General features: G+C 62.1%; 20 protein-coding genes. 17 read left to right on the forward strand and 3 right to left on the reverse strand.

The features are described from left to right. Nucleotides 1-247: 247 nt before the first annotated feature. From VMA09_13305 to VMA09_13340, 8 genes are all read left to right on the forward strand, one after another. Complete coding sequence (locus VMA09_13305) at nucleotides 248-640, forward strand: hypothetical protein (GenBank protein HUA34579.1); 393 nt, start codon at nucleotides 248-250, stop codon at nucleotides 638-640. Nucleotides 641-810: 170 nt separating this feature from the next. Then, complete coding sequence (locus tag VMA09_13310) at nucleotides 811-1,584, forward strand: cytochrome b N-terminal domain-containing protein (protein ID HUA34580.1); 774 nt, start codon at nucleotides 811-813, stop codon at nucleotides 1,582-1,584. A 10-nt stretch (nucleotides 1,585-1,594) separates the two neighbouring features. Next, complete coding sequence (locus VMA09_13315) at nucleotides 1,595-1,738, forward strand: hypothetical protein (protein HUA34581.1); 144 nt, start codon at nucleotides 1,595-1,597, stop codon at nucleotides 1,736-1,738. A 36-nt stretch (nucleotides 1,739-1,774) separates the two neighbouring features. Continuing rightward, a complete protein-coding gene (locus VMA09_13320) occupies nucleotides 1,775-2,686 on the forward strand; it encodes a hypothetical protein (protein HUA34582.1) in 912 nt (303 codons plus the stop codon). A 9-nt stretch (nucleotides 2,687-2,695) separates the two neighbouring features. Further along, the gene (locus tag VMA09_13325; protein ID HUA34583.1) at nucleotides 2,696-2,872 is read left to right on the forward strand and encodes a hypothetical protein; all 177 of its coding nucleotides are present in this window, start codon (nucleotides 2,696-2,698) and stop codon (nucleotides 2,870-2,872) included. 34 nt (nucleotides 2,873-2,906) lie between these two features. Further along, nucleotides 2,907-5,669, forward strand: coding sequence for a c-type cytochrome (locus VMA09_13330; GenBank protein HUA34584.1), 2,763 nt, complete (start codon nucleotides 2,907-2,909; stop codon nucleotides 5,667-5,669). Between the two features lie 46 nt (nucleotides 5,670-5,715). Continuing rightward, on the forward strand, nucleotides 5,716-6,408 hold the full coding sequence (locus VMA09_13335; protein HUA34585.1) for a carboxypeptidase regulatory-like domain-containing protein: 693 nt from the start codon (nucleotides 5,716-5,718) through the stop codon (nucleotides 6,406-6,408). A gap of 213 nt (nucleotides 6,409-6,621) precedes the next feature. After that, entirely contained in the window at nucleotides 6,622-7,050 is a 429-nt protein-coding gene (locus VMA09_13340; protein ID HUA34586.1) for a response regulator, read from the forward strand. Between the two features lies 1 nt (nucleotide 7,051). Here VMA09_13340 and VMA09_13345 read toward each other — a convergent pair whose 3' ends face one another. Together VMA09_13345 and VMA09_13350 are read right to left on the reverse strand one after the other, a co-directional pair. Beyond that, a complete protein-coding gene (locus tag VMA09_13345) occupies nucleotides 7,052-8,389 on the reverse strand; it encodes an FAD-dependent oxidoreductase (protein HUA34587.1) in 1,338 nt (445 codons plus the stop codon). Nucleotides 8,390-8,511: 122 nt separating this feature from the next. Next, a complete protein-coding gene (locus VMA09_13350) occupies nucleotides 8,512-9,267 on the reverse strand; it encodes a DNA repair exonuclease (GenBank protein HUA34588.1) in 756 nt (251 codons plus the stop codon). A 145-nt stretch (nucleotides 9,268-9,412) separates the two neighbouring features. Here VMA09_13350 and aroF point away from each other — a divergent pair, with 145 nt between their 5' ends. Genes aroF through VMA09_13370 form a run of 4 tightly spaced genes read left to right on the forward strand, consistent with a single transcriptional unit; the run spans nucleotide 9,413 to nucleotide 13,955 of the window. Continuing rightward, the gene (aroF, locus tag VMA09_13355) at nucleotides 9,413-10,420 is read left to right on the forward strand and encodes a 3-deoxy-7-phosphoheptulonate synthase (GenBank protein ID HUA34589.1); all 1,008 of its coding nucleotides are present in this window, start codon (nucleotides 9,413-9,415) and stop codon (nucleotides 10,418-10,420) included. Between the two features lie 15 nt (nucleotides 10,421-10,435). Continuing rightward, nucleotides 10,436-11,359, forward strand: coding sequence for an LD-carboxypeptidase (locus tag VMA09_13360; GenBank protein HUA34590.1), 924 nt, complete (start codon nucleotides 10,436-10,438; stop codon nucleotides 11,357-11,359). A 15-nt stretch (nucleotides 11,360-11,374) separates the two neighbouring features. Further along, nucleotides 11,375-12,508, forward strand: coding sequence for a serine hydrolase domain-containing protein (locus VMA09_13365; protein ID HUA34591.1), 1,134 nt, complete (start codon nucleotides 11,375-11,377; stop codon nucleotides 12,506-12,508). Next, the gene (locus VMA09_13370) at nucleotides 12,495-13,955 is read left to right on the forward strand and encodes a Mur ligase family protein (protein HUA34592.1); all 1,461 of its coding nucleotides are present in this window, start codon (nucleotides 12,495-12,497) and stop codon (nucleotides 13,953-13,955) included. Before VMA09_13365 ends, VMA09_13370 begins: the two co-directional genes overlap by 14 nt. Nucleotides 13,956-14,068: 113 nt before the next feature. On the opposite strand, the gene VMA09_13375 is transcribed toward VMA09_13370, so the two are convergent. After that, nucleotides 14,069-15,823, reverse strand: coding sequence for a CocE/NonD family hydrolase (locus VMA09_13375; GenBank protein ID HUA34593.1), 1,755 nt, complete (start codon nucleotides 15,821-15,823; stop codon nucleotides 14,069-14,071). Nucleotides 15,824-16,085: 262 nt separating this feature from the next. On the opposite strand from VMA09_13375, the gene VMA09_13380 reads away from it, so the two are divergent. Genes VMA09_13380 through VMA09_13400 form a run of 5 tightly spaced genes read left to right on the forward strand, consistent with a single transcriptional unit; the run spans nucleotide 16,086 to nucleotide 21,381 of the window. Next, nucleotides 16,086-17,039 carry a thiamine pyrophosphate-dependent dehydrogenase E1 component subunit alpha gene (locus VMA09_13380; protein ID HUA34594.1) on the forward strand — a complete coding sequence of 318 codons (954 nt, stop codon included), beginning with the start codon at nucleotides 16,086-16,088 and terminating at the stop codon, nucleotides 17,037-17,039. A gap of 15 nt (nucleotides 17,040-17,054) precedes the next feature. Further along, nucleotides 17,055-18,029, forward strand: coding sequence for an alpha-ketoacid dehydrogenase subunit beta (locus VMA09_13385; protein HUA34595.1), 975 nt, complete (start codon nucleotides 17,055-17,057; stop codon nucleotides 18,027-18,029). A 21-nt stretch (nucleotides 18,030-18,050) separates the two neighbouring features. Continuing rightward, a complete protein-coding gene (locus tag VMA09_13390; protein HUA34596.1) occupies nucleotides 18,051-19,706 on the forward strand; it encodes a 2-oxo acid dehydrogenase subunit E2 in 1,656 nt (551 codons plus the stop codon). Between the two features lie 24 nt (nucleotides 19,707-19,730). Next, the gene (locus tag VMA09_13395; protein ID HUA34597.1) at nucleotides 19,731-20,369 is read left to right on the forward strand and encodes a glutathione S-transferase family protein; all 639 of its coding nucleotides are present in this window, start codon (nucleotides 19,731-19,733) and stop codon (nucleotides 20,367-20,369) included. 16 nt (nucleotides 20,370-20,385) lie between these two features. Further along, nucleotides 20,386-21,381, forward strand: coding sequence for an LLM class flavin-dependent oxidoreductase (locus tag VMA09_13400; protein HUA34598.1), 996 nt, complete (start codon nucleotides 20,386-20,388; stop codon nucleotides 21,379-21,381). Nucleotides 21,382-21,461 lie beyond the last annotated feature (80 nt).

The raw sequence follows: 21,461 nt of genomic DNA on the forward strand, positions 1-21,461 counted from the left end.
GTAATGTCCCGGCTTCGATTGGGGATTTGCTGGTTATCAGGAGCGCACGGATCTGAAAATGACTGGAGCGTTAAGAGCGATGCTGCGCGGATCGCGCCGCGCTGGGCGCTGGGAGGGTCGCTTCTGGAGCCGATGCGCGCGATTATCTTCCATTAGCGCTTCTCTCTGTGGGCGTAAGTCCTTCTGCATTGACATTTTCGGCACTAGTTCGATAGGTGTTAGCCCGCGATGGGCTTGGGGATTGAGCATGGCTGATTCAACGAAGCAGGACGGCGAATCGCCGAGCAACGACGACGCCGTCGAAGAGCTCGCGCGCGAGTTGGCCGAACGCCTGCGCGCGATGCCGAATCGGCAGGAACTGACCGACTACGCCGTATCAATCCTGAAGGAAAGCAACGAGGACGCGGGTCAGCTCGAACAAGCTGAGCAGAGCCGCGAAGCGGCTAAAAAGCGTGATCCTTTCAATCCAATCGCGTTTGGAATCCCGCTGCTGGTGATCGGTGCGGTGCTGTGCGCAACGGGCATCCTGGCCGGCCCTGGACTCGGCGTGATCGCGATCGCGCTGTTGATGGTGGTGTGGGGGATCGTGGTTTCCTTCTTCAGAGGCAGCGCGCCGAAGAGCAAATCGCATCCCGGATAGGTAGAGAGCGGACGTTGGTGCTAATGAAGCTACGGTTATTGAACAGTTGACCCATGATTAGGTAGGCTCGCGGCAGCAGGGTGATTTTCTTCTGAATATGTGGATCGTTTGCGATCGAAAGAACTGAATCATCGCGCGCGAGGGCGAGTTCCTGGGGAGTTTGCTAGGGGATGGCAAAGATTGACTGGGATGAAATCAAGCGACAGATAGTCGAGTCGCAAGCCTGGCAGTCGATTTTCAGGCACGGTTACGAGGACACGCCCCGCAACCGTATCCTGATGGTGTCGGGCAACGTCTGGCTGCATCTGCATCCGTCCAAAGTGCAGAAACATACTGTGCGCCTGCGCTTTACGTGGTGCATGGGCGGGATCACGTTCCTCTTGTTTCTGGTCACCGTCATCACCGGCATCTACTTGATGTTCTATTACCGGCCCACGGCGGAATACGCCTACGCCGACATGAAGTATCTCGAGTTCGACATGCCGTTCGGGATGCTCATGCGCAACATGCATCGATGGGCGGCGCACGGCATGGTGATCGCGGTCTGGCTGCACATGTTCCGCGTCTTCATGACCGGATCGTACAAGCCGCCGCGCGAATTCAACTGGGTCATCGGCGTAATCCTGCTGGTGCTGACGCTGTTGCTGTCATTCACCGGCTACTTGCTGCCGTGGGATCAGCTTTCGATCTGGGCGGTCACGGTCGGCTCGAACATGGCGCGCGCGATGCCGCTGCTTGGACACGGCGGTCCGTTCCACGAGGTGTTGGGCGTCAACCCCGTTTACGATGCGCGCGCATTCCTGTTCGGCGGCGCCGAAATCGGGCCGCATACGCTGCTCCGTTTCTACATCCTGCACTGCATCTTCTTTCCGTTGCTGGCGAGCATCTTCATGGCGGTTCACTTCTGGCGGATTCGCCGCGACGGCATGTCTGGTCCCCTCTAGGGAGTAGCTGATGGGAGACCTGATCAATTACATCCTGCACTTGGGCATCGTGCGCGTGCTTTCGGTGCCGATTGTGATGGGACTGGTGGTTTATTTTTTGTATCGCATGGCAGAGCCGCCGGAATGGCACGACGACGGCGAGAATCGCGCGTAGAAACTTTCGAGTTGAACCGAACGCAGGGCTTCAACCATGGCAAGTGAAGACGGAAGCGGATACTCGGGCGTCCCGATGCGCGCGGCCGCGGCGGGAGCGCCGAGCGGCGGCGGCGCGGCGCGCAAACAAGCGCCGGGCTCCAAGCGTATCGAAGTTCCGATAAAGAAAGCTGGCGGCGGCGTCGAGGAAAAGCTGCACACCTGGCCGTTCCTGGTGCGCAACGAATTCCTGATCTCGATGTTCGTCATCATCATCCTGACGATCTGGTCGCTGACCCTGAACGCGCCGCTCGAGCAGCCATCCAATCCGACCCGCACGCCGAACCCGTCGAAGGCGCCGTGGTACTTCCTGGGTCTCCAGGAGATGCTGGTGTTTTTCGACCCCTGGTATGCCGGCGTCGTGCTGCCGACGTTCATCATCGTGGGCCTGATGCTGATTCCGTATCTCGACATCAATCCAAAGGGCAACGGCTATTACACCCTGCGCGAGCGATGGTTCGAGATCCTGACCTTCATCATCGGGTTCCACGTGCTGTGGGTGTCTTTCATCATCATAGGAACGTTCTTTCGCGGCCCGGGATGGAACTGGTTCTGGCCGGGACAGGTGTGGGACCCGCACCTGGTCGAGGCGCTGACCAACGTCGATCTGCCGTACATGGTCGGAATCCGCGACTACACGCTGGCGGCGCTCTTCGGCCTTGCCTGTATCGGCGGCTACTTCGTGGTGGGATACGCCGCGTTCTACCTATGGGTGCGCTCGCGGCCGGCCAACGATCCCTGGTCAGCGTTTCCGGGCGGCGGCAAAGAGATCATGGAGAAGTGGGGACCGGTCCGCTTCGGTATCACCGGCTTCCTGCTGATTGCGATGGCGGGCGTGTTCATCAAGATGGCGCTGCGGCACGCGCTCAACATCAAATACATCCTCGTCACACCCTGGATTAACATTTGACGTGGCGCGGTGTTCATCTTTGCAAAAGTGTTGCAGGCGATCGGGCTCGCCGACGTCGGCTTCGCGCTCCTCGTGGGTGTCACTCAGCCTCACGGGATGGGCAAGGAGTACGAGTTCACCGGCATCGGCATCCTGGTGTTTCTTGCCGGCTATGTGGTCGAGCATTTTTGGGGACACGAATCGTGAGCGCCGTTGGCGCGGCGTGAGGTAGCGGAGATCGATGGCTGGCAGAGCGGGGCTTGATCCCACCGAAGAAAGCAAATCTCTCAGTGCGCTGTTCGTCCTGATTGTCGCGCTGCTGCTGGTCGTTTCAGTGTGGTCGATCTGGGACGACAACATCTCGCGGCGGCCGTGGAAGCAATACCAGGTCGAGTTCGATCACATCGCCTACAACAAGTACATGAAGGATGCGGCCGACGAGCAGGCGCGCCTCAACGCCGATCCCGAATACATCAAGCTCAACAAGGAGCTGGCCGAGGCGCAAAAGCAGGTCGATTCGGGCGAGACCGCGGCCAAGCTCGCCGATCTCAACTCGCAGTTGAAAAGCCTCAACGTCACTGCCGATGAAAAAGACCAGGCGGTGCGTTTCACCAAGTCGAACATGACCGAGTACATGTACGACTACAATCGCGCGATCCAGGAAAAGCAGGACGCGACCGAGTACAAGGCCAGGCTCGATCAACTCACCGCCGAGCTTGCGCAGGAGAACCTCATCTCTGACAAGGCGAAAGCCAACGTCCAGGCGGTCAAGGATCAGATCGACGCGATCAACGCGAAAGTCGACAGCACCACCGATCAGCTTAAGAAGCTCAATACCAAGCGCGACGATTTTATCGACAAGGCCAACGCCTGGGTGATCCCGGTCAAGTTCGGCGGCGTCACCGTTTTCAGCTATCCGAAGATTCCGAAAATCCAGCAGACCGCGATCGAGGATTACGATCGCAACGCGTTCGACGAAGCGATCTCGCGGGTCGATCGATGCCAGAGCTGTCACATGGGGGCGGACAAGCGCGGCTTCGAGAACGCGCCGCATCCGTTCCAGACCCACTCTAATTTCGCCGAGATCATCCTCAAGCATCCGCCGGAGAAGGTCGGATGCACTCCCTGTCACGACGGCCAGGGCCCGGCGGTCAGCTCCGTCCGCCTCGCCCACGGCGACGATCCCGATTGGGATACGCCGCTGCTCCGCGGCGACAAGATGCAATCGCGGTGCATCAAGTGCCACGTCGACGTCGGCTCGCTGCGCAACAAGGACGGCAAGCAGATCGCCGTCAACTGGGTTGAAGGGGAGAGGATGTTCGAGCAGATGGGCTGTCATGGATGCCATCTGGTCGCGGGCTACGAGGACATGCCGAAGATCGGGCCGTACCTGAAGCTCGCGTCGGCCAAGCTCGATCCGTCGTGGACGGTGCGCTGGATCACGAATCCGCATGAGTTCCGGCCGCATACGCGCATGCCGAACTTCATGTTCTCGCGCGACCAGGCGACTGAGATCGCGGCGTACCTCTTCAACAGTTCGGAGAAGAATGGAGTCGGTTGGTTGAAGGCGCATCCCGAGCCCGCGACGCTCGAAGTCGACATCAAGAATCCCGCTTTCATCGAAGAAGGCCAGGGACTTTTCGAATCCGTCGGATGCAAAGGCTGTCATGCGATCGATCCCGACAAGTTCGGCAGCCCGGTCGGCGACCCTGACAACTTCAAGCCTGACATTTCGCGCACGACCAAGGACTTCGCGCCCAACCTGAGCAAGATCGCCGAGAAGACCGGGCCGCAGTGGATCTACACCTGGCTCAAGAATCCGCGCGACTTCTCACCACATACGGCGATGCCGTCGCTGAGGCTCTCCGACCACGAGGCCGAGGCGCTCACCGCGTTCCTGATGACGCACGGCGAGAAGAAGGAAGACGCGGGCGTCGATGTCGCCCTCAAGGATCCCGCGAACGTCCAAAAGGGCGAAGCGCTGGTGCGCAAGTACGGATGCTTCGGCTGTCACGAGATCGAAGGGATGGACCACGAGTCGCGCATCGGCGTCGAGCTCACCACTTTCGGCTCCAAGCATCTCGACGAGCTGTTTTTCGGCAACGTGACCGATATTCCCGAGACCTGGGACGGATGGACTTTCCATAAGCTCTATAACCCGCGCATCTACCAGACCAAGGACGTCGAGCAGGTGATGCCGAACTTCGACTTCGACGACGCCGATATCAACAATATCGTCGTGTTCCTGGCGTCGTTGACTCAAGGCTCGGTGCCCGAGAAATACCGCAAGGGCAACGAGTCCGAGCAGCAGGAAATCGTCGCCGGGCGCAAGATGGTCAATTTCTATAACTGCGTCGGATGCCATATCGTCGAGCAGCGCGGCGGTTTCGTGCGGCGTTTCTACAAGGAAGACGAAATCAACTTCGCCCCGCCAATACTCAACGGCGAAGGCTTCAAGGTTCAGCCCAACTGGCTGTTCACCTTCCTCCAGGGACCGACGCCGATCCGGCCGTGGCTGAAGATCCGGATGCCGACTTTCCATTTCACCAACGGCGAAGACGACACGATCGTGAACTACTTCACGAGCATGTCGGACGTGAATGTGCCGTACATGTTCCTCAATACCAACTTGATTCCGCCGCCGGAGCTGCAGGCCGGTCAGAAGTTGATGTCGAAGGACTATTTCAACTGCTTCAGTTGCCATCAGCAGGGCGACAAGAAGCCCGAAGGTCCGGAATCAGGATGGGCGCCCGATTTGGCGATGGCGCATCAGCGGCTCAATCCCGACTGGATACTCAAGTGGATAGCCAATCCACCCGCTCTGCAGCCGGGAACCAAGATGCCGTCGTTCTATCCGGGCGGCCCCGACGATATTTACGGCGGCAACCAGGACCAGCAGATTCGCGCGATTCGCGACTATATATTCTGGTTTGGCGAGCATCCCGGCCAGCAACTGCCCGGACAGGTTGCCGCGGCGCCGCCGCAGAAAGTGAGTAGCAAGTAGCATGTTCCAACATAAGTCTTGGGGGACATCTCAGGAGGGAAAGGTAATGAGAAAGATTGCAACAGTTGTCACTGCGCTCGCAGTGGCTGCGCTGAGCGCGGCACCGGCTTTTGCCGACGGCGGTACCATCAGTGGCACGGTAAAGCTGGACGGCACGCCACCGGCCAAGAAATCGGTCGAAATCACCAAGGACAAGGACGTCTGCGCACTGCATCCTCACTACGTCGAGGATCTGATCGTCGATCCGAGCGGTGGTATCGCCAACGCCGTCGTCGTGCTTAAGGACGCCAAGGGTGCGCTCAAGCCCGCGGATGTGACCTTCGATCAGAAGGGATGCGACTACGTGCCGCACGTGCTGGCGTTCCCGGCCGGCAGCACCGTCAAGATCGTCAATGACGATGGTATCCTGCACAACATCCATACCTATTCGGAGAAAAATCCTTCCTTCAACATGGCGCAGCCCAAGTTCAAGAAGGTGATCTCGCAGAAGGTCGATCAGCCCGAGGTGATCAAAGTCACCTGCGACGCACACGGCTGGATGAAGGGCTGGTGGTACGTGACCGATACGCCGTACTACGCCGTCACCGACGACAAGGGCAACTTCACGATCAAAGATGTGCCGCCGGGCGACTACACGATCGAAGTCTGGCAAGAAAAGCTTGGCACGCAGGATCAGAAGGTCGATGTGAAAGCCGGGGCCACGGCGACGTCGAACTTCACGCTCAAGCCCAAGGGCTAAACGTAGCGAGCGATCCGTTCCCGGGGGAGGGGGCCAGCGGGGTCGGAGCAATCCGGCCCCGTTTCTATTTGGGGTGCTTCAATCCTGAAGCGGCACTGCCTCCAGCCTGAGTCGCCGCGCTCAACAATCTGCTATAAAATACTACACTAGGTCGATGGTCCGGCGTTTGCTCTACTGAGCGAGGCTGAGATTCCGTCGAGGTGATAGCTGATCATGGGTCAGACCCGAGCGCCGATTCGTGTGGTGATCGCCACCGCGTCTTCCACTGTTCGCGAGATGCTGCGGATGCATCTGGAATGCCTCGGATGCAGCGTCATCGCCGAGGCGGTCAACGCTGCTCAGGCGCTCAACCTGTTTCGCTCCGCGATGCCCGAACTCGTGATGGTCGATACGGCGGTGCCCGCGCAGAACGGGGTCGATTCACTCGCATTGCTGCGGGCGGTTCGCGACCAGGCGCCGAGCACGACGCTGATTGTTATCGTGAGCGACCCCGCGGATCCGATCGCGGCGCGGATGACGCAAAACGAGAGCCACGATTTCGCAATCGATCCGGGCGACAGAAAATGTTTCGAACTGATGTGGCGCGGCCTCGCCGCGATTTACCCCGAGCTGCGCCGGCCCTCTGCCGGCGTTACGCCCTGAGTTACGCCGTCAGCGAAGTGTCCGCCTGCGCCCGCAGCAGCTCTTCGACGTAATCCTTGCCGAAACGAAGCTGGTCGTGCAGATGGCTGTAGATAAACATCCCGGCGCGGCCGACCGTATCGAGATTTCTCACCGCCGCCAGCGCATCCTTGATCGTCTCCACGCGCGCGCCATAGTCGAGCGTATAAACCGGGTAAGCGTTGGCGAGGAAGTGATGCTTCCATTCCACGACCTCATCGCGCTTGATGAGCCCGACGCTCGTCAGCTCATCGATCACGCGATTCGCGAGCGATAGTTCGTCGACCGTCGCGATCGCATCGTCCGTGAAGCACGGGACCTCGATCACAAGTGAGGTCTCGCCCGCCGGCGCCATCGCCGCCGATCGATTGCGCGGCTCGTAGAGGCGCGACACGCAGAACTCGCGATCGGGAATATAAATCGAGGCGTTGCCGGATACGCTCGGCCGCGCAAGCCGCAGGAAGAAAAGCCGCATATGCCTAAAACGCAGCTCCGATGCCGCCTGATGCGCCTCGGGCGCGATCCGCTCGCCGAGCAGCCGCACGATCAGCGTCAGCGGCAACGTCGATACGATTCGCCCGCGCGGCTCGCATAGCGAGCCATCGGCAAAGTGAATCCGTGAGATCGATCCGGCGTCGCAATCGAACCTTGTTACGTCTGATTTGGTGAAGATCGAGTCTTGCGGCAGTGTGCCCGCGATCCGCTCGACGATCGCGCCATAACCGCTTTTCGGATAGAGGAACGTCCCGTCGATATGCTCGGTTTTGCGCCCTGGAAACAGCAGCTCGACGAACAGCGATCGCAGGTTCATGCCCTGCAGCCGCCGCGTCGCGACTTCGGGCGCGAGTTGGTCGGCCGGCATCCCCCACAACTTCTCCGAGTAATTGAGTAGTATGCGGCGCGCGAGCGTTTCGCCGAAGGTGCCGATGGCGAAATCCTGGAAGCTTACCATCGGCCGCGAATCGAAACGCGTGCGAATCAGTTCGAAGCCGATCTTGCCGGCCTCGCGTAGCCCCGACGACATCAGCGCGTTCATAGGCGTCGGCGGGAAATCGACGAAGCGCCCGCGGTCCCAAATCGCGCTTGGCGCGCTGATGCTGACGAGCTCGTCGCCGAGCAGCTCCTTGATGTCGTGGGTGATTTCCGCGTCGCGATCGTGAAAGCGATGCGCCCCGGAGTCATAGCGATGCGCTCCGCTCGTGAGCGTCCGGCACATCCCGCCAAGCGCGCCTGACTTCTCGTAGAGCGCAAACGGGATCCCGGCGCGAGCCGCGTAGAAGCCGACGCCGAGGCCGGCTGGCCCGCCGCCCAGGATCGTCAACGCATCGATTTCGCTTCGTGCGGAAACTTATCCGTCCTCACGTCAAGGCGATTTCAATTCGGCGACATGGCGCCATGCCGCCGCGAACCGCGCATATCTTTGCAGATGGACAGACTGGAGTGCTAACGCAACGGCTCGCTTACCGCCAGCTTTTCGATTCGAATCGGCTCGCCAGGATTGCACTCGATCCACAGCACCCATCCCGCGTTTTCGGTCGCGTAGAGCGGCGCCGGCGTGCCGCAATAGAACGCGCGCGTGGTCCCCTGCGATACGTCTCCCAGCACGTGCACGTGGCCCAGCGCGACGTAATCGAAGCGGCTGCCCTCGATGTCCCCGGGCGTGATCGGCGACGAGCGCTCGATCTCGCCTTCTTCCATGAAGAAGCCGTGCGCCAGCGCGATGTTCCACGTATCGGGCATCGGCTCCGGCACTCCGCGCATCGGGCGATACTCGGGTGAGTGCTCGACGAGCGCGCGGCCCCATACGTGCGTTGCGAGTTCGGGAAAATGAATCGAGCGCCCCTCGGGTTCGAGAATCAGGTGGAGATTTTCGGGCAGCATCTTGCGATCGAGCGGCGCGTAAATCGATCGCTCGTCGTGCGCGTCATGATTGCCGGGAATCATCACCACCGGCATCTGCGCCCGCGCGATATTGCTGAGCGCGAAGCCCAGCGCCTCCTCGCTGACGCGCGCCGAATCGAACAGATCGCCGACGATCAGCAGCATGTCGGCCGAGCGCTCGTTGGCGACGTCGACGACCTTGCGGAAGGCGTTGCGCACGCGCTCGCGCAGCTCGTTGCCGCGATCTCCCGAGCCATAGGTGTCGGTCTCGAGGTGCACGTCGGAGGTATGAACGATTCTCAGCGGGCGATGTGGCAAGCTGGTCTCCAATCACGAGGCGTCGCGGCGCGTTCGCACGAGAGCCGATGATTTAACGGTCAATATATGTAATTACTAGAGTTCACCGGCCCTTGCCATTGCGCAGAGGGCTGTCTCCCGGAGGGTATCCAGCTTGATCGTCGTAATGAAAGCCCACGCCACCGAGGATCAGATCCAGGCCATCGTGCAGGTGGTGGAGGGACTAGATTACCGCGCCCACATTATCCGCGGCGTCGAACGCACCGTCGTCGCATGCGTCGGCGACGAGCGCGAGGAGAAGCACCAGCTCCAGCATCTCGAGACCCTGGAAGGCGTCGAACGCGTGATGCCGGTGCTGCGATCGTTCAAGCTGGCTGCCCGCGAGGTTCGTCCCGAAGGATCGATTATTCGCGTCGGCAACGCCCAGATCGGCGGCAAGCGGCTCGCGATCATGGCGGGACCGTGCGCCGTCGAGAGCAAAGAGCAGGTCGAGGCCGCTGCCGATGGCGTCAAGCGCGCGGGCGCTCATATGCTGCGCGGCGGCGCATTCAAGCCGCGCACCTCGCCCTATTCGTTCCAGGGGATGGAAGGCGAGGGCGTCGAGTTGCTCGAGGCTGCAGGACGCCGCGTCGGGCTGCCGGTCGTGACTGAGATCATGGACCCGCACGACATCGAAATGATCGTCGAGCATGCCGACATGCTCCAGGTCGGCGCTCGCAACGCGCAGAACTTCTCGTTGCTGCGGCGGCTCGGCCGCACCAACAAGCCCGTCCTGCTGAAGCGCGGGATGTCGACCAAGCTCGAAGAATTCCTGATGGCCGCCGAGTACATCCTGGCCGAAGGCAATCCCAACGTCGTGCTATGCGAGCGCGGTATCCGCACTTTCGAGACCGCGACGCGCAATACGCTCGACCTCAACGCGGTGCCGCTGCTCAAGCAGTGGACGCATCTCCCGGTGATCGTCGATCCGAGCCATGGCACTGGCCTATGGTCGCTCGTAACGCCGATGGCGCTGGCGTCGGTTGCAGCGGGCGCCGACGGTCTCCTTATCGAGGTGCATCCGCATCCCGAGACGGCGCTGTCCGACGGTCCGCAGCAGCTCAAGCCGAACGTCTTTGCCGATCTGATGAAGGCGCTCGCCCCGGTTGCGACAGCCGTGGGCCGTTCGCTTTAGTATTCGCATCCTCGCGTGAAGCGCCGACTCAACAAGCCGCTGCATCTGAGCCCTGGCGATACGGTCGGCGTCGTCGCGCCCGCGGCGGCCGTCGAGCGCACGCACCTGGAGCGCGGCGTCGGCGTGCTCGCCTCGATGGGCTTCCGTGTCAAAGTTTCGGAGCGAGCGCTCGCGCGATCGGGCGTGCTGGCCGGCGACGATCGCGAGCGCGCCGGCGAGCTCCAGGCGTATTTCGCCGATCCCGAAGTGAAAGCGATCTTCGCAGCGCGCGGCGGCTACGGATGCGGCCGGCTTTTGCCGATGCTCGATTGGGACGCGATCGCACGCACGCCAAAAATCTTCGTCGGCTTCTCCGATGAAACTTTCTTGCTCAACATGCTCGTCGATCGGGCGGGCATGGTCGCGATGCATGGTCCGATGGTCGCGATGGATCTTGCGCGCGGACTCAGCACGCGTTCCTTCGAGCACATGAAAGGGCTGCTCACCGGTGAGGTCGGCGAGTTCGCGATGGATGCGCGTGAGATCATCCGGCCCGGCGTGGCCGAGGGCGAGCTGATCGGCGGATGCCTGTCCGTAATCGTGGCGATGCTCGGCACCCCATTCGCGCCGAGCTTCGATGGGCGTATTATTTTTATCGAAGACGTAGGCGAAAAGGCTTACCGAATTGACCGGATGCTAGTACAACTAAGACAGGCAGGCGCGATGGAACGCGCCGCGGGAATCGTCTTCGGCGCGATTCGGCCGGTCGAGGGCAACGAGCTGGAAGCACGCCTGATGGCCCGTTTCATCGCCGACCAGACCGGGGAGCTCAAATGCCCGGTGCTGGGCGGCGTAGAAGCGGGACACGGCAGCGAAAATTTCACGCTGCCGTTCGGCGTGCGGGTCAGGCTCGACAGCAATGCGCGCCGGATGGAGTTCATCGAACCCGCGCTCAGTTAGCAGGAGGTGGCGGCGGTGGGATGGAAGGATGTTGAGGATGGGTTTAACCGGGCCGTAGAGCAGGGCATCATACCGGGCGCCGTGGTTGTGGTGCGCGTCGGCAACGATATCGCCTTCCAAGGCGCGTTCGGTTTTCGCCAGCTCGAACCCGAGCGCTCGCCAATCAAAATCGACACGGTCTTCGATCTGTCGTCGCTGACCAAAGCGCTCGCGACGACGACCGCCGTCATGATGCTCGCGCGTGACGGCAAGTTACGCCTCGACGATCGCGTGACGCGCCTGTTTCATGACTTCGGCGTACACGGCAAAAACAGTATCACGTTCCGCCATCTGCTCGCGCATTGCTCGGGACTGCCGGCGTGGCGTCCGTTCTTCCAGCGCACGATGCAGATCGAGCGCGGCGGCCGCGTCAACTTCATGGCGAGTTACGGCGCCAAGGAGTTCGTGTACGAGCAGGTGCATCGCGAGACGCTTGAAGCGCCGACCGGTACGCAGGCTATTTATTCCGATCTGGGTTTCATCCTGCTCGGCGAGGCGATCGAGAAAGTCTCAAGCGTCTCGCTCAATCGCTATTGCCGCGACAAGCTGTTTCGTCCGCTGAAGATGCGCGCGACGGGCTTCATCGACATTTCGCTTTCGCGCTCGCGGCGGCTCGAACCGGTGCCCGAGATGTTCGCGGCGACGGAGCTTTGCCCGTCGCGCAAGCGCCTGCTGGTCGGCGAAGTCGACGACGAGAACGCATACGCGATGGGCGGCGTGGCCGGCCACGCGGGGCTTTTTGCTCCCGTGCATGATGTCGATCAAATGGCCAAGGCGCTCATCGATTGTTACGCGGGCCGTTCCGATTACGTGCCGCAGAAAATCGTGCGCGAGTTCTGGACCCGCGACACGACCGTCGAAGGATCGACGTGGGCGCTCGGATGGGACACGCCGTCGCCGCGCGGCTCCAGCTCGGGCAACCATTTTTCACCCAACGCGATCGGGCACCTCGGCTTCACCGGCACGTCGCTCTGGATCGAGCCCGAGCGCGAGATCGCCGTGACGATCCTGACCAACCGCGTGCATCCGCGGCGCGAGAACCAGGCGATTCGCGAGTTTCGTCCGAAGATTCACGACCTCATCATGGAAACGGTGAATGCCAGCCAGTAGTTCATCGGCCGAACGACTCGCGCGCGTGCCCGCGACCGTCAAGCACGTCCATCTCATAGGCGTCGGCGGCACCGCAATGGCCGCGCTCGCCGGCATGCTCACAGAAAGTGGATTTCGCGTAACCGGTTCGGATAATCAGCTCTACGAGCCGACCGCGTCGCTGCTGAAATCGTCGCGGGTCGAAGTGATCACGGGCTTTCGTCCCGCGAACCTCGATACCAACCCCGACCTCGTAGTCGTCGGCAACGTCATCCCGCGCAGCAATGAGGAAGCTGTCGCACTGCTCGCGACGGCGATCCCGTACCTCTCGATGCCCGAGGCGCTGTGGCATTTCTTCCTGCGCCACAAGCGCGTGCTGATGGTCGCGGGAACGCACGGCAAGACGACGACCACGTCGATGATCGCGCGCATCCTCGAAATTGCGGGCCGCGATCCGTCGATGATGGTCGGCGGGCTCGCGAAGGATTTCGGCTCGAACTATCGCATGGGCGCGGGCGGCGACTTCGTTATCGAAGGCGACGAGTACGACACCGCGTTTTTCGACAAAGGCCCGAAGTTCCTGCACTACCATCCGTTCGGCGCCATCGTCACGGCGGTCGAATTCGATCACGCCGACATCTATCGCGATCTCGATCACGTGAAATCGAGCTTCCGCGCGCTCGCCGATCAAATGGATTCCTCGCGTGTGCTCGTCGTATGCGCCGATTCGCCGCACGCGCTCGACTCGACCAAGGACACGCGCGCAAAGCGAATCACCTACGGACTCAGTTCCGGTGAGTATCGCGCAACGAACATCCGCAGCGGCGAAGGCGGTGCGCACTTCGATATCGAACGCGAAAGCCAGCGTATTGCGCGGAACGTCCCCCTACCGATCGGCGGCAAGATGAACGTTGCCAACGCGCTCGGCGCGTTCGCGCTTCTGATGGCCAGCGGACTCGAGCCGGTTGAAATCGCCAAAGGCCTCGCGGCGTTCGGCGGCGTTGTGCGCAGGCAGGAAGTGATCGGCGAGGCGGCGGGCATCACGGTGATCGACGACTTTGCGCATCATCCGACGGCGATCGGTGCAACTCTCGACGCGATCGCCGACCGCTTCGGCACCCGCAGAATCATCGCCGCATTCGAACCGCGCTCCAATTCCGCCCGCCGCAACGTTTTTCAAAGCGGCTTCGCAGGCGCATTCGATCGCGCCGCGAGAGTCTACCTGGGCCCCGTCTATTTCAAGGAAAACGATCCGATCCCGTTGAGCGACCGCCTCGACACAAAGGTGCTCGCCTCCGAAATCACAAAACGCGGCCCCATAACTGAGGCGTGCACTTCAAACGAAGAAATCCTCGAACACCTGCTCCGCGACGCCAAAAAAGGCGACATCGCAATCTTCATGTCCAACGGCCCCTTCGACCGGCTGAAAGATCGCTTCCTCGAAGTGCTGAAGCTCCGCATCAACTGATTCGCAGTCTGGAAATAGCCTCTCCCGGGACTGACGCCTTTGGCGGCACTCCCGGTTTGCGGCTTCCGCCTGCGGCGTCAGCCGCGGGACAGGCTACCGAGAGTCTTTCGCGGCTAGCGCGGAATGACGGGCAGCACGAGGTGCGATGGATGCTGTCCGTTGTGCAGGATCGTCTGCTTTGCCGTTTTCAGCTCGCGATCGGTGCCGGGGTCGTTGCCCGTGTTCGCGTTGCGATCGAAGCGCGGGAAGTTGCTCGACGACACCTCGATACGCAGGCGATGCCCGGCTTTGAAGACGTGACTCGTTGCCCACATGTCGATTGAGTACTCATACGCGCGGCCCGGCGTGATCGGCGTCGGCGCCGTACTCGATTCGCGAAAGCGCGCACGCACGATGCCCTCCGCGATATTGTGCGCGTAGCCGTCAGGCCGCACATCGACGAGCTTGCTCGTGAAGTCGGTGTCCGGCGCCGACGACGCCGCATGCAGCTTCATCGCGATCGGTCCCGTTACCTCGAGATCGCGCGGCAGCGGCTCGCTCGTGTAAACGAGCACGTCGCGTCGCTTTTCAAGTTCCGCTTGATCATAAACGCCCGGTGCGAGGCCGAGCGCGGTGCCGCCGCGCGTCGGCACAGGATCGTTCGGATCGTAAACGAACTCGTCAGCCGGCTCTTCGCCCGCCGCCGCGAATGACAGCGCGCCGTCGCCGCCGAGCGTGTTCGCCTGGCCGCGGCTGTGCAGGAAGACCTTGGTATAAACGGTGCGCGCCAGCGGCCATTCGCGCTCGTCGCGCCATCGATTCTCGCCCATCACGAAGAGCCTGACCGGAGGCTCGTCGAGCAACTCGCGCTCGGTGCCATCGAGCCAATGCCGCAGCCATCGCTCCTGCATCGCGAGCAGCTCGACCTTCGCGTCGTCCCCGAAATCGATATCGCCGGTGCCGCGCGAGGTCGGCACCGAGTAGGGCAGCAGATGCGCCCACGGGCCCATCACGAGGCGCTGGCCGCGGCGCGCATTTTCATTCTGCGCGTGGTCGCGCATGCGCGTGTACATCGTGAGCGTGTCGTACTGGAACGCATCGTACCACGATCCGGTGTGCATCATCGGCACGGTGATATTGCGCGCGAGCGGGCGCATGTCGGTCTCGGCCCAGTAGCTGCCTTCCTTGGAGTTTGCGATGAAGTCGGCGAGATACGGCGCGCCCGCCTTGAACCGCTCGCCCCAATCACTCAGCGGCAGATGCTTGTAGGCTTCGATGCTGAACTGGGAGAGCGGCATCGCGGGATTCTTGAGATAACTGTCGAGGCGTGCGCGCTCGGCGTCGAGAATTCCTTTGCGCTCGAGAACGTTGCGCGCCATGAAGTTCGTGTACGCGAGAATCCATCCGAGCTCGAACACGCCGTGCCGATAGATACAGTTTTCGAAGTAGGTAACCGGCCCCGACACGGGACACATCGCAACGAGATGAGGCGGCGCGAGCGTCGCGGCGAAATACTGCACAAGCCCGAGATACGATTGGCCGACGGTTGCGACGCGGCCATTTGAGAACGGCAGCGCGGCGGCCCATTCGATCGCATTGTAGCCATCGCGGGCTTCATCGACGAACGGCCGGAACTCGCCCTCCGACGCGAAGCGTCCGCGCGTATCCTGCACAACCATCGCGTAGCCGCGCGGCGGAAAGAAATCCTTCTCGTTGAGCGCCATCGCTTGGCTCTTGTCGTAGGGCGTGCGCACCACGAGCACCGGAAATTTCCCGGGCGCATCGGGCCGGTAGATATCGGTGCTGAGCGCGACGCCATCGCGCGCCCGCATCGAAATGTTTTTCTCGACGATGACTTTGTATCTGGGCTGACTTTCCGCGTTGGACATAAAGAATGCTCCCAAATGCCGCGTCAGTTGAGTTCTACTTCAGAATAACCTCTCCCGCCTTGCGGTTATTCATCGATCAGCGCTCCTTCGTTCTTCCCTATTAGCGCGATCGCGGCGAAATACCAGCCTCGCCGGCGCGTTTGTAGATAACCCTCGCTCTCGGATAGCTTGAGCGATCGGGTACAAACGTTTAGCCGCACAGGTGACTTTTCCCCAACGGAGAGAAGTCGTTTGGCGGGATCTCAAGCGGGGAGAGACCGCGATGGATAAAAATCTCGCGCTCGATATCTACAAGAAAGTCATCCTGAGCCGCAGGCTCGAGGAGCGGATCGCCGAGCTTATCAAGGCCGGCCAGGTCGGCGGCTTCATGCATCCCGGCGTCGGCCAGGAGGCGCTCCAGTGCGCTGCGATCGCGGCGCTGCGCAAGGACGACTACATGCTCTATGCGCATCGCGGCGTTGCCTACTGGGTAGCGCGCGGTATCCCGCTGGAGAAAGTTCTCTGCGACCTCGCGTGCAAGGAGGGCGGCACCAATCGCGGCAAGGGCGGCGTGATGCGCGTCGTTTATCCGCAGCTCGGCGTGCTCGGCGAAAGCGGCACGCTCGGCGGATGCTTTCCGATCGCGACCGGTGCGGGGCTATCGATCAAGGTCAAAGGCGAGGACAAAGTTGTTCTGTGCTTCTTTGGCGACGGCACCAGCAATCGCGGCACCTTCCACGAGAGCGCCAACTTCTGCGCCGTGCGTAAACTGCCGGTCATCTTCCTGTGCGAGAATAACGGCTGGGCGGTCTCGATGCCGACCGAGCGCTCGACCGCGGTGAAAGATATCGCCGAGCGCGCCAAGGGCTATGCGATGCCGGGCAAGGTGATCGACGGCAACGATGTTGACCAGGTTTACGACGCCGTGAGCGAGGCGATCGCGCGCGCCCGCAAGGGCGAAGGGCCGTCGCTCATCGAGGCGAAGACCTATCGGCTGTGGGGACATTGGATCGGTGATCCCGAATCGTATCGCTCGCGCGAGGAAGTCGAAAAACATTGGCGCCGCGATCCGATTTCCATGCTCGAGCATAAGCTGATGGAGCAAAAGATCCTGACCGAGGCGCTAAAGCAGCAGGCCGAGGCCGACGCGAAGACGCAGATCGATCGCGCCGTCGAGTTCATGCAGAAGCAGCCCTTCCCCAAGCCCGAGACCGCCCTCGAAGACCTTTACGCCTAGGCACGGAGCGCGACGATGCGAACAATCACATACGCACAGGGAATCAAGGAAGCGATCGAAGAGGAGATGCGCCGCGACCAGACGGTGATCCTCTACGGCGAGGACGTTGCGAACTTCGGCGGTATCTTCCGCATCACGGCGGGCCTCAAGGAGCAGTTCGGCGACGAGCGCGTGTTCGACACTCCTATCTCGGAGAACGCGTTCGTCGGCGCCGGGGTGGGCGCTGCGCTCACGGGCCTCAGGCCAATCGTCGAGCTGCAGTTCGCTGACTTCCTGTTTACCGCCGGCGACGAGATCGTGCTCAAAGCCGGGATGTGGCGCTATGGGCACGGCGGCGCGTACAAGGTGCCGCTGGTAGTGCGATGCCCGTCGGGCGCGGCAGGAGTCGGTCCCGAGCACGGCCAGTGCCCCGAGGCATTCTTCATGCACGCGCCTGGTCTCAGGATCGTCACGCCCTCGACACCGGCCGACGCGAAGGGTCTGCTGAAGGCCGCGATTCGCGATGACAATCCCGTGCTTTACTTCGAACACAAGCTGCTCTACGCGACCAAGGGCGAGATTCCCGACGATCCCGATTACATCGTGCCGCTCGGCAAGGCTGCGATTCGGCGCGAAGGCGATGCGCTCACGCTCGTTGCGTACTCTGCGATGGTGCCGAAAGCGCTTGCGGCGGCGGAGCGCCTGGCCAGGGAAGGGCACGAGGTCGAAGTGATCGATCCGCGCTCGCTTAATCCGTTCGATCGTCCCGCGATAATCGAGTCGGTGAAAAAGACCGGCAAGATCGTTGTCGCCGAGGAGACTTACAAGACGCTTGGCGTCGGCGCGGAGATCGGTGCGATGCTGCTCGAGGAGGCGCTTGAATATCTCGATCGGCCGCTGAAGCGGGTGGCGATGCCCGATGTTCCGGTGCCGACCTCGACCGTGCTCGAGAAGTTCGTGATTCCCAGCGAGGAGAAAATTTATGCCGCCTGCCGCGAACTCCTGAGCTGAGCCGCGCGGGCGAAATCAGTTATGCCGTTTGTTATCCAGATGCCGAAGCTCGGTCACACGATGACCGAAGGGACCGTTCTCAAGTGGCACAAGCGGGAGGGCGAGACGATAAGTCTCGGGGAATCGATCCTCCAGGTCGAAACCGACAAGGCAGAAGTCGAAGTAGAATCGCCGACTGCGGGCGTACTCGCGCGGCGAATCGCCGACGAGGGCGAGGTCGTCCAGGTTGGGGAGCCGCTCGGCGAGATCGCGCAGGAAGGCGAGCATCTGATGGCGTCCGCGCCGCGCGCCGCCAAGGCGGCGCCGCCGACGCAGCCGCCGGCTGCAGCCGCGGCGCCGATGGCGCCGCGTCCGGGCGCGCCCGCGTTGGGCCGGCGCGTGCTCGCGTCGCCGCGCGCCAAGCGGCTCGCCGCTGAGCGCGGCGTCGACCTTGCCTCCGTCGGGGGCTCAGGCCCCGACGGCATGATCACAGAGGACGACGTGCGCGCCGCCGCCGCAGGCGGCGCCGCGCACCAGGGCGGCGCCGCGGCGCCCTCGCCGCCGCAGGCTGCCGCCGCGCAGGCACATGCGGCCCCGGCGGGTCCGCTTGCGCCCGCGCGGCGCGAGAAGCTCACGCGAGTGCAGTTCGTCGGCGCGCGCAATCTCACCCGCAGTTGGAGCGAAGTCCCGCACTTCGTGCAGATGGTCCGCGTCGATATGAGCCGCGCGCTCGATGCACGCCGCTCCCTCGCCGCGGGGGGCACGAAGGTCAGCGTCACGGACATTATCCTGATGGCGACCGTGCTCGCGCTCAAAGAGAATCCCCGCGTCAACGCGAGTTACAGCGAGGGCGAGATGCTGATCTACGATCGCATCAACCTGGGAGTCGCCGTCGATGCGCCCGACGGTCTGCTAGTGCCCGTCATCCACGATGCACAGACGCTCGACCTTGGCGGGCTGAGCTCGCGCAGCGCCGCGATCGCCGAGCGCGCGCGCAAGCGCCAGCTAGCCCCCGCCGATCTCGAGATGGCGACCTTCACCGTCTCGAACCTCGGCGCCTACGGCGTCGAGAACGGCACGCCCGTGATCTTCGCGCCGCAGGCGGCGCTGATGTTCGTCGGCGCGATTCGCGACGAGGTGTTGGCGATCGACGGCCGCGCCGAGGTACGACCTGCGATGCAGATCGCGATCGCCTACGACCATCGCGGAATCGACGGCGCGACCGCCTCGCGCTTCACGACCAAAGTTAAAGCGCTGCTTGAAGCTCCCGATTTTCTCGGCGTGTCGACTGCTTTGAATCAAGCAGCGGCGGGACGCCATCGTGATGTCCTCGTCGAGGCGATTGGCGATTCGATGCGCACGTCGATCAGCTACCTCGGGCATCGATGGTCGCTGGACGGCGAGGATGCGACCGGCCCCGATCCGGTGTCATCATTTCTCGGCGCGCTGGGATCGTGCCTGCTGATGTCGTTGCGAGTCGCGGCGCGCGTGCGCAAAATCCAGCTCGGCCGCGCGTCGGTTCATGCCACGGCCAACGAAAAGGGCCACGTCAAGGAAATTCAAGTTGAACTTAAAGTTGAAACCGGCGCCGATGACGAGCGGCTGCACAAGCTGGTCGAAGTCGCCGAGCGCGGATGCCATATCCGCCAGCTTATTCGCGACGAGGTTTCCGTCGCGATGACCGTTGCGCGAATCTAATCGAGAGACTTGCCGAAGGAGCGTATGGGCCAGATCAATTTGTATCAGTATCCAATCTCGCCGTTCACCGAGAAGGTGCGGCGCGTGCTCACTTTCAAGAAGCTCAAGTGGAATCCGATCGACTGCCACTTCGAAGACAAGACCAACCTGCTCGCAGTGACCAAGGGTGCATGGACACGCGTGCCGGTGCTCGAATGGGACGGCGAGGTGGTTTACAACTCGGTCGATATCATCAAGTGGCTCGAGCGCAAGGTGCCGGCGCCGGCGGTGATCCCGCCCGGGATGCTCGGCCTCTGCGAGATCATCGACAACTGGGCCGATAACACTTTGTTCACGCCGATTCTCTTCCTGACGATTCCCGATCTGCTTGACGGCGTGCCCGATGAGAAGCTCAAGGCCAATCGCGAGAAGCTGATCGGGATGACGACGGCGAAGATGCGTGAGAGCGCGGGGACGCATCGCGAGACGCTCGCGGGCTATTGCCGCATGATCGACGCGCAGATGACGGGCAAGGATTTCGTACTCGGCGGCGGCTTCACGCTGGCCGATGCCTCGCTGTTTCATCCGTTCTATTTCCTGTCGCTGATTCCCAACAACTTCGCGCTCACCGACGGCTACAAGAATCTGCGCCGGTGGTACGAGCGCGTTCGCGATCTCGCCTGAGCAGGGAGCATCTTCAATGGCGCGCAAACTTTCCGTGAGCGTTAACTGGCAGGGCAAGTTCGACTTCAAGGCGCTGATCGAGCGCGCGAAGATCGCCGACGAAGCCGGAATCCATTCGATCTGGATCGCTGAGGCGTGGGGCCGCGATGCCTTCACGCTGCTGACGCTGCTCGCCGAACATACGCGGCAGGTGCAGCTCGCGACTTCGATCGTGAATATCTATTCGCGCACGCCCGCTGCGCTGGCGCAGCATTTCGGCACGCTCGACGAGCTGAGCGACGGCCGCATGATCATCGGCCTCGGCACCAGCGGGCCACAGGTCGTCGAGCATTTCCATGGCGTGCAATTCAATCCGCCGCTCACCCGCCTCAAGGAATACGTCGAGATCATCAACATGCTGATGGCGGGGACGCCGCTCAATTACCAGGGCAAGCTGTTCAAGCTGGCGCGCGGCTTCACGCTGCGCTTCGAGCCGGTGCGCAAGCATATTCCCATCTGGATCGCATCGCTCAACAAGCTGAGCGTTGAGTTCACCGCGCGCCAGGCCGACGGATGGCTGCCGGTGATGATCCCGCTTTCGGGTCTCAAGGGCGCGATCGATGCGTTTCGCGCCGTTGCCGTCGCCGCGGGACGCGAGCCGCGCTCTGTTGCCGTCAAATCGCCGAGCACTGTTACTGTCACCGAGAATGTCGATCGCGCTCGCGCCGGGCATGCGGGTACCGTCGCGTTCTATGCGGCGCGGATGGGCACCTTTTACGCCGAGCAGCTCACGCGTTTCGGCTTCGGCGACGATGTCGCGAAAATCAAGGAGGCTTGGAGCGCGGGTGGCGCAAAGGCCGGTACCGATGCGGTCGCGCCGAAGCTGATGAACGAGCTCGGCTATATCGGCGGCGTCCAAGGCGCGGTCGAACGCCTCAAGGCGCAGGATGAGGCGGGCGTCGATCTGCATCCGGTGGAAATCGATGCCTCGAGCGCGAGCGCATTCGCAAAGACCGTCGAGAAACTACTCTGAGCGCGGCGCTTTGACGCCGAGACGAAAACCCACTATGCGAAAGGAATCGGACGCGCGCCGTATGTGGGCGGCGACGCTCC

This window comes from Candidatus Binataceae bacterium, assembly GCA_035508495.1.
In the GTDB taxonomy this organism is placed as follows: Bacteria; Desulfobacterota; Binatia; order Binatales; family Binataceae; genus JASHPB01.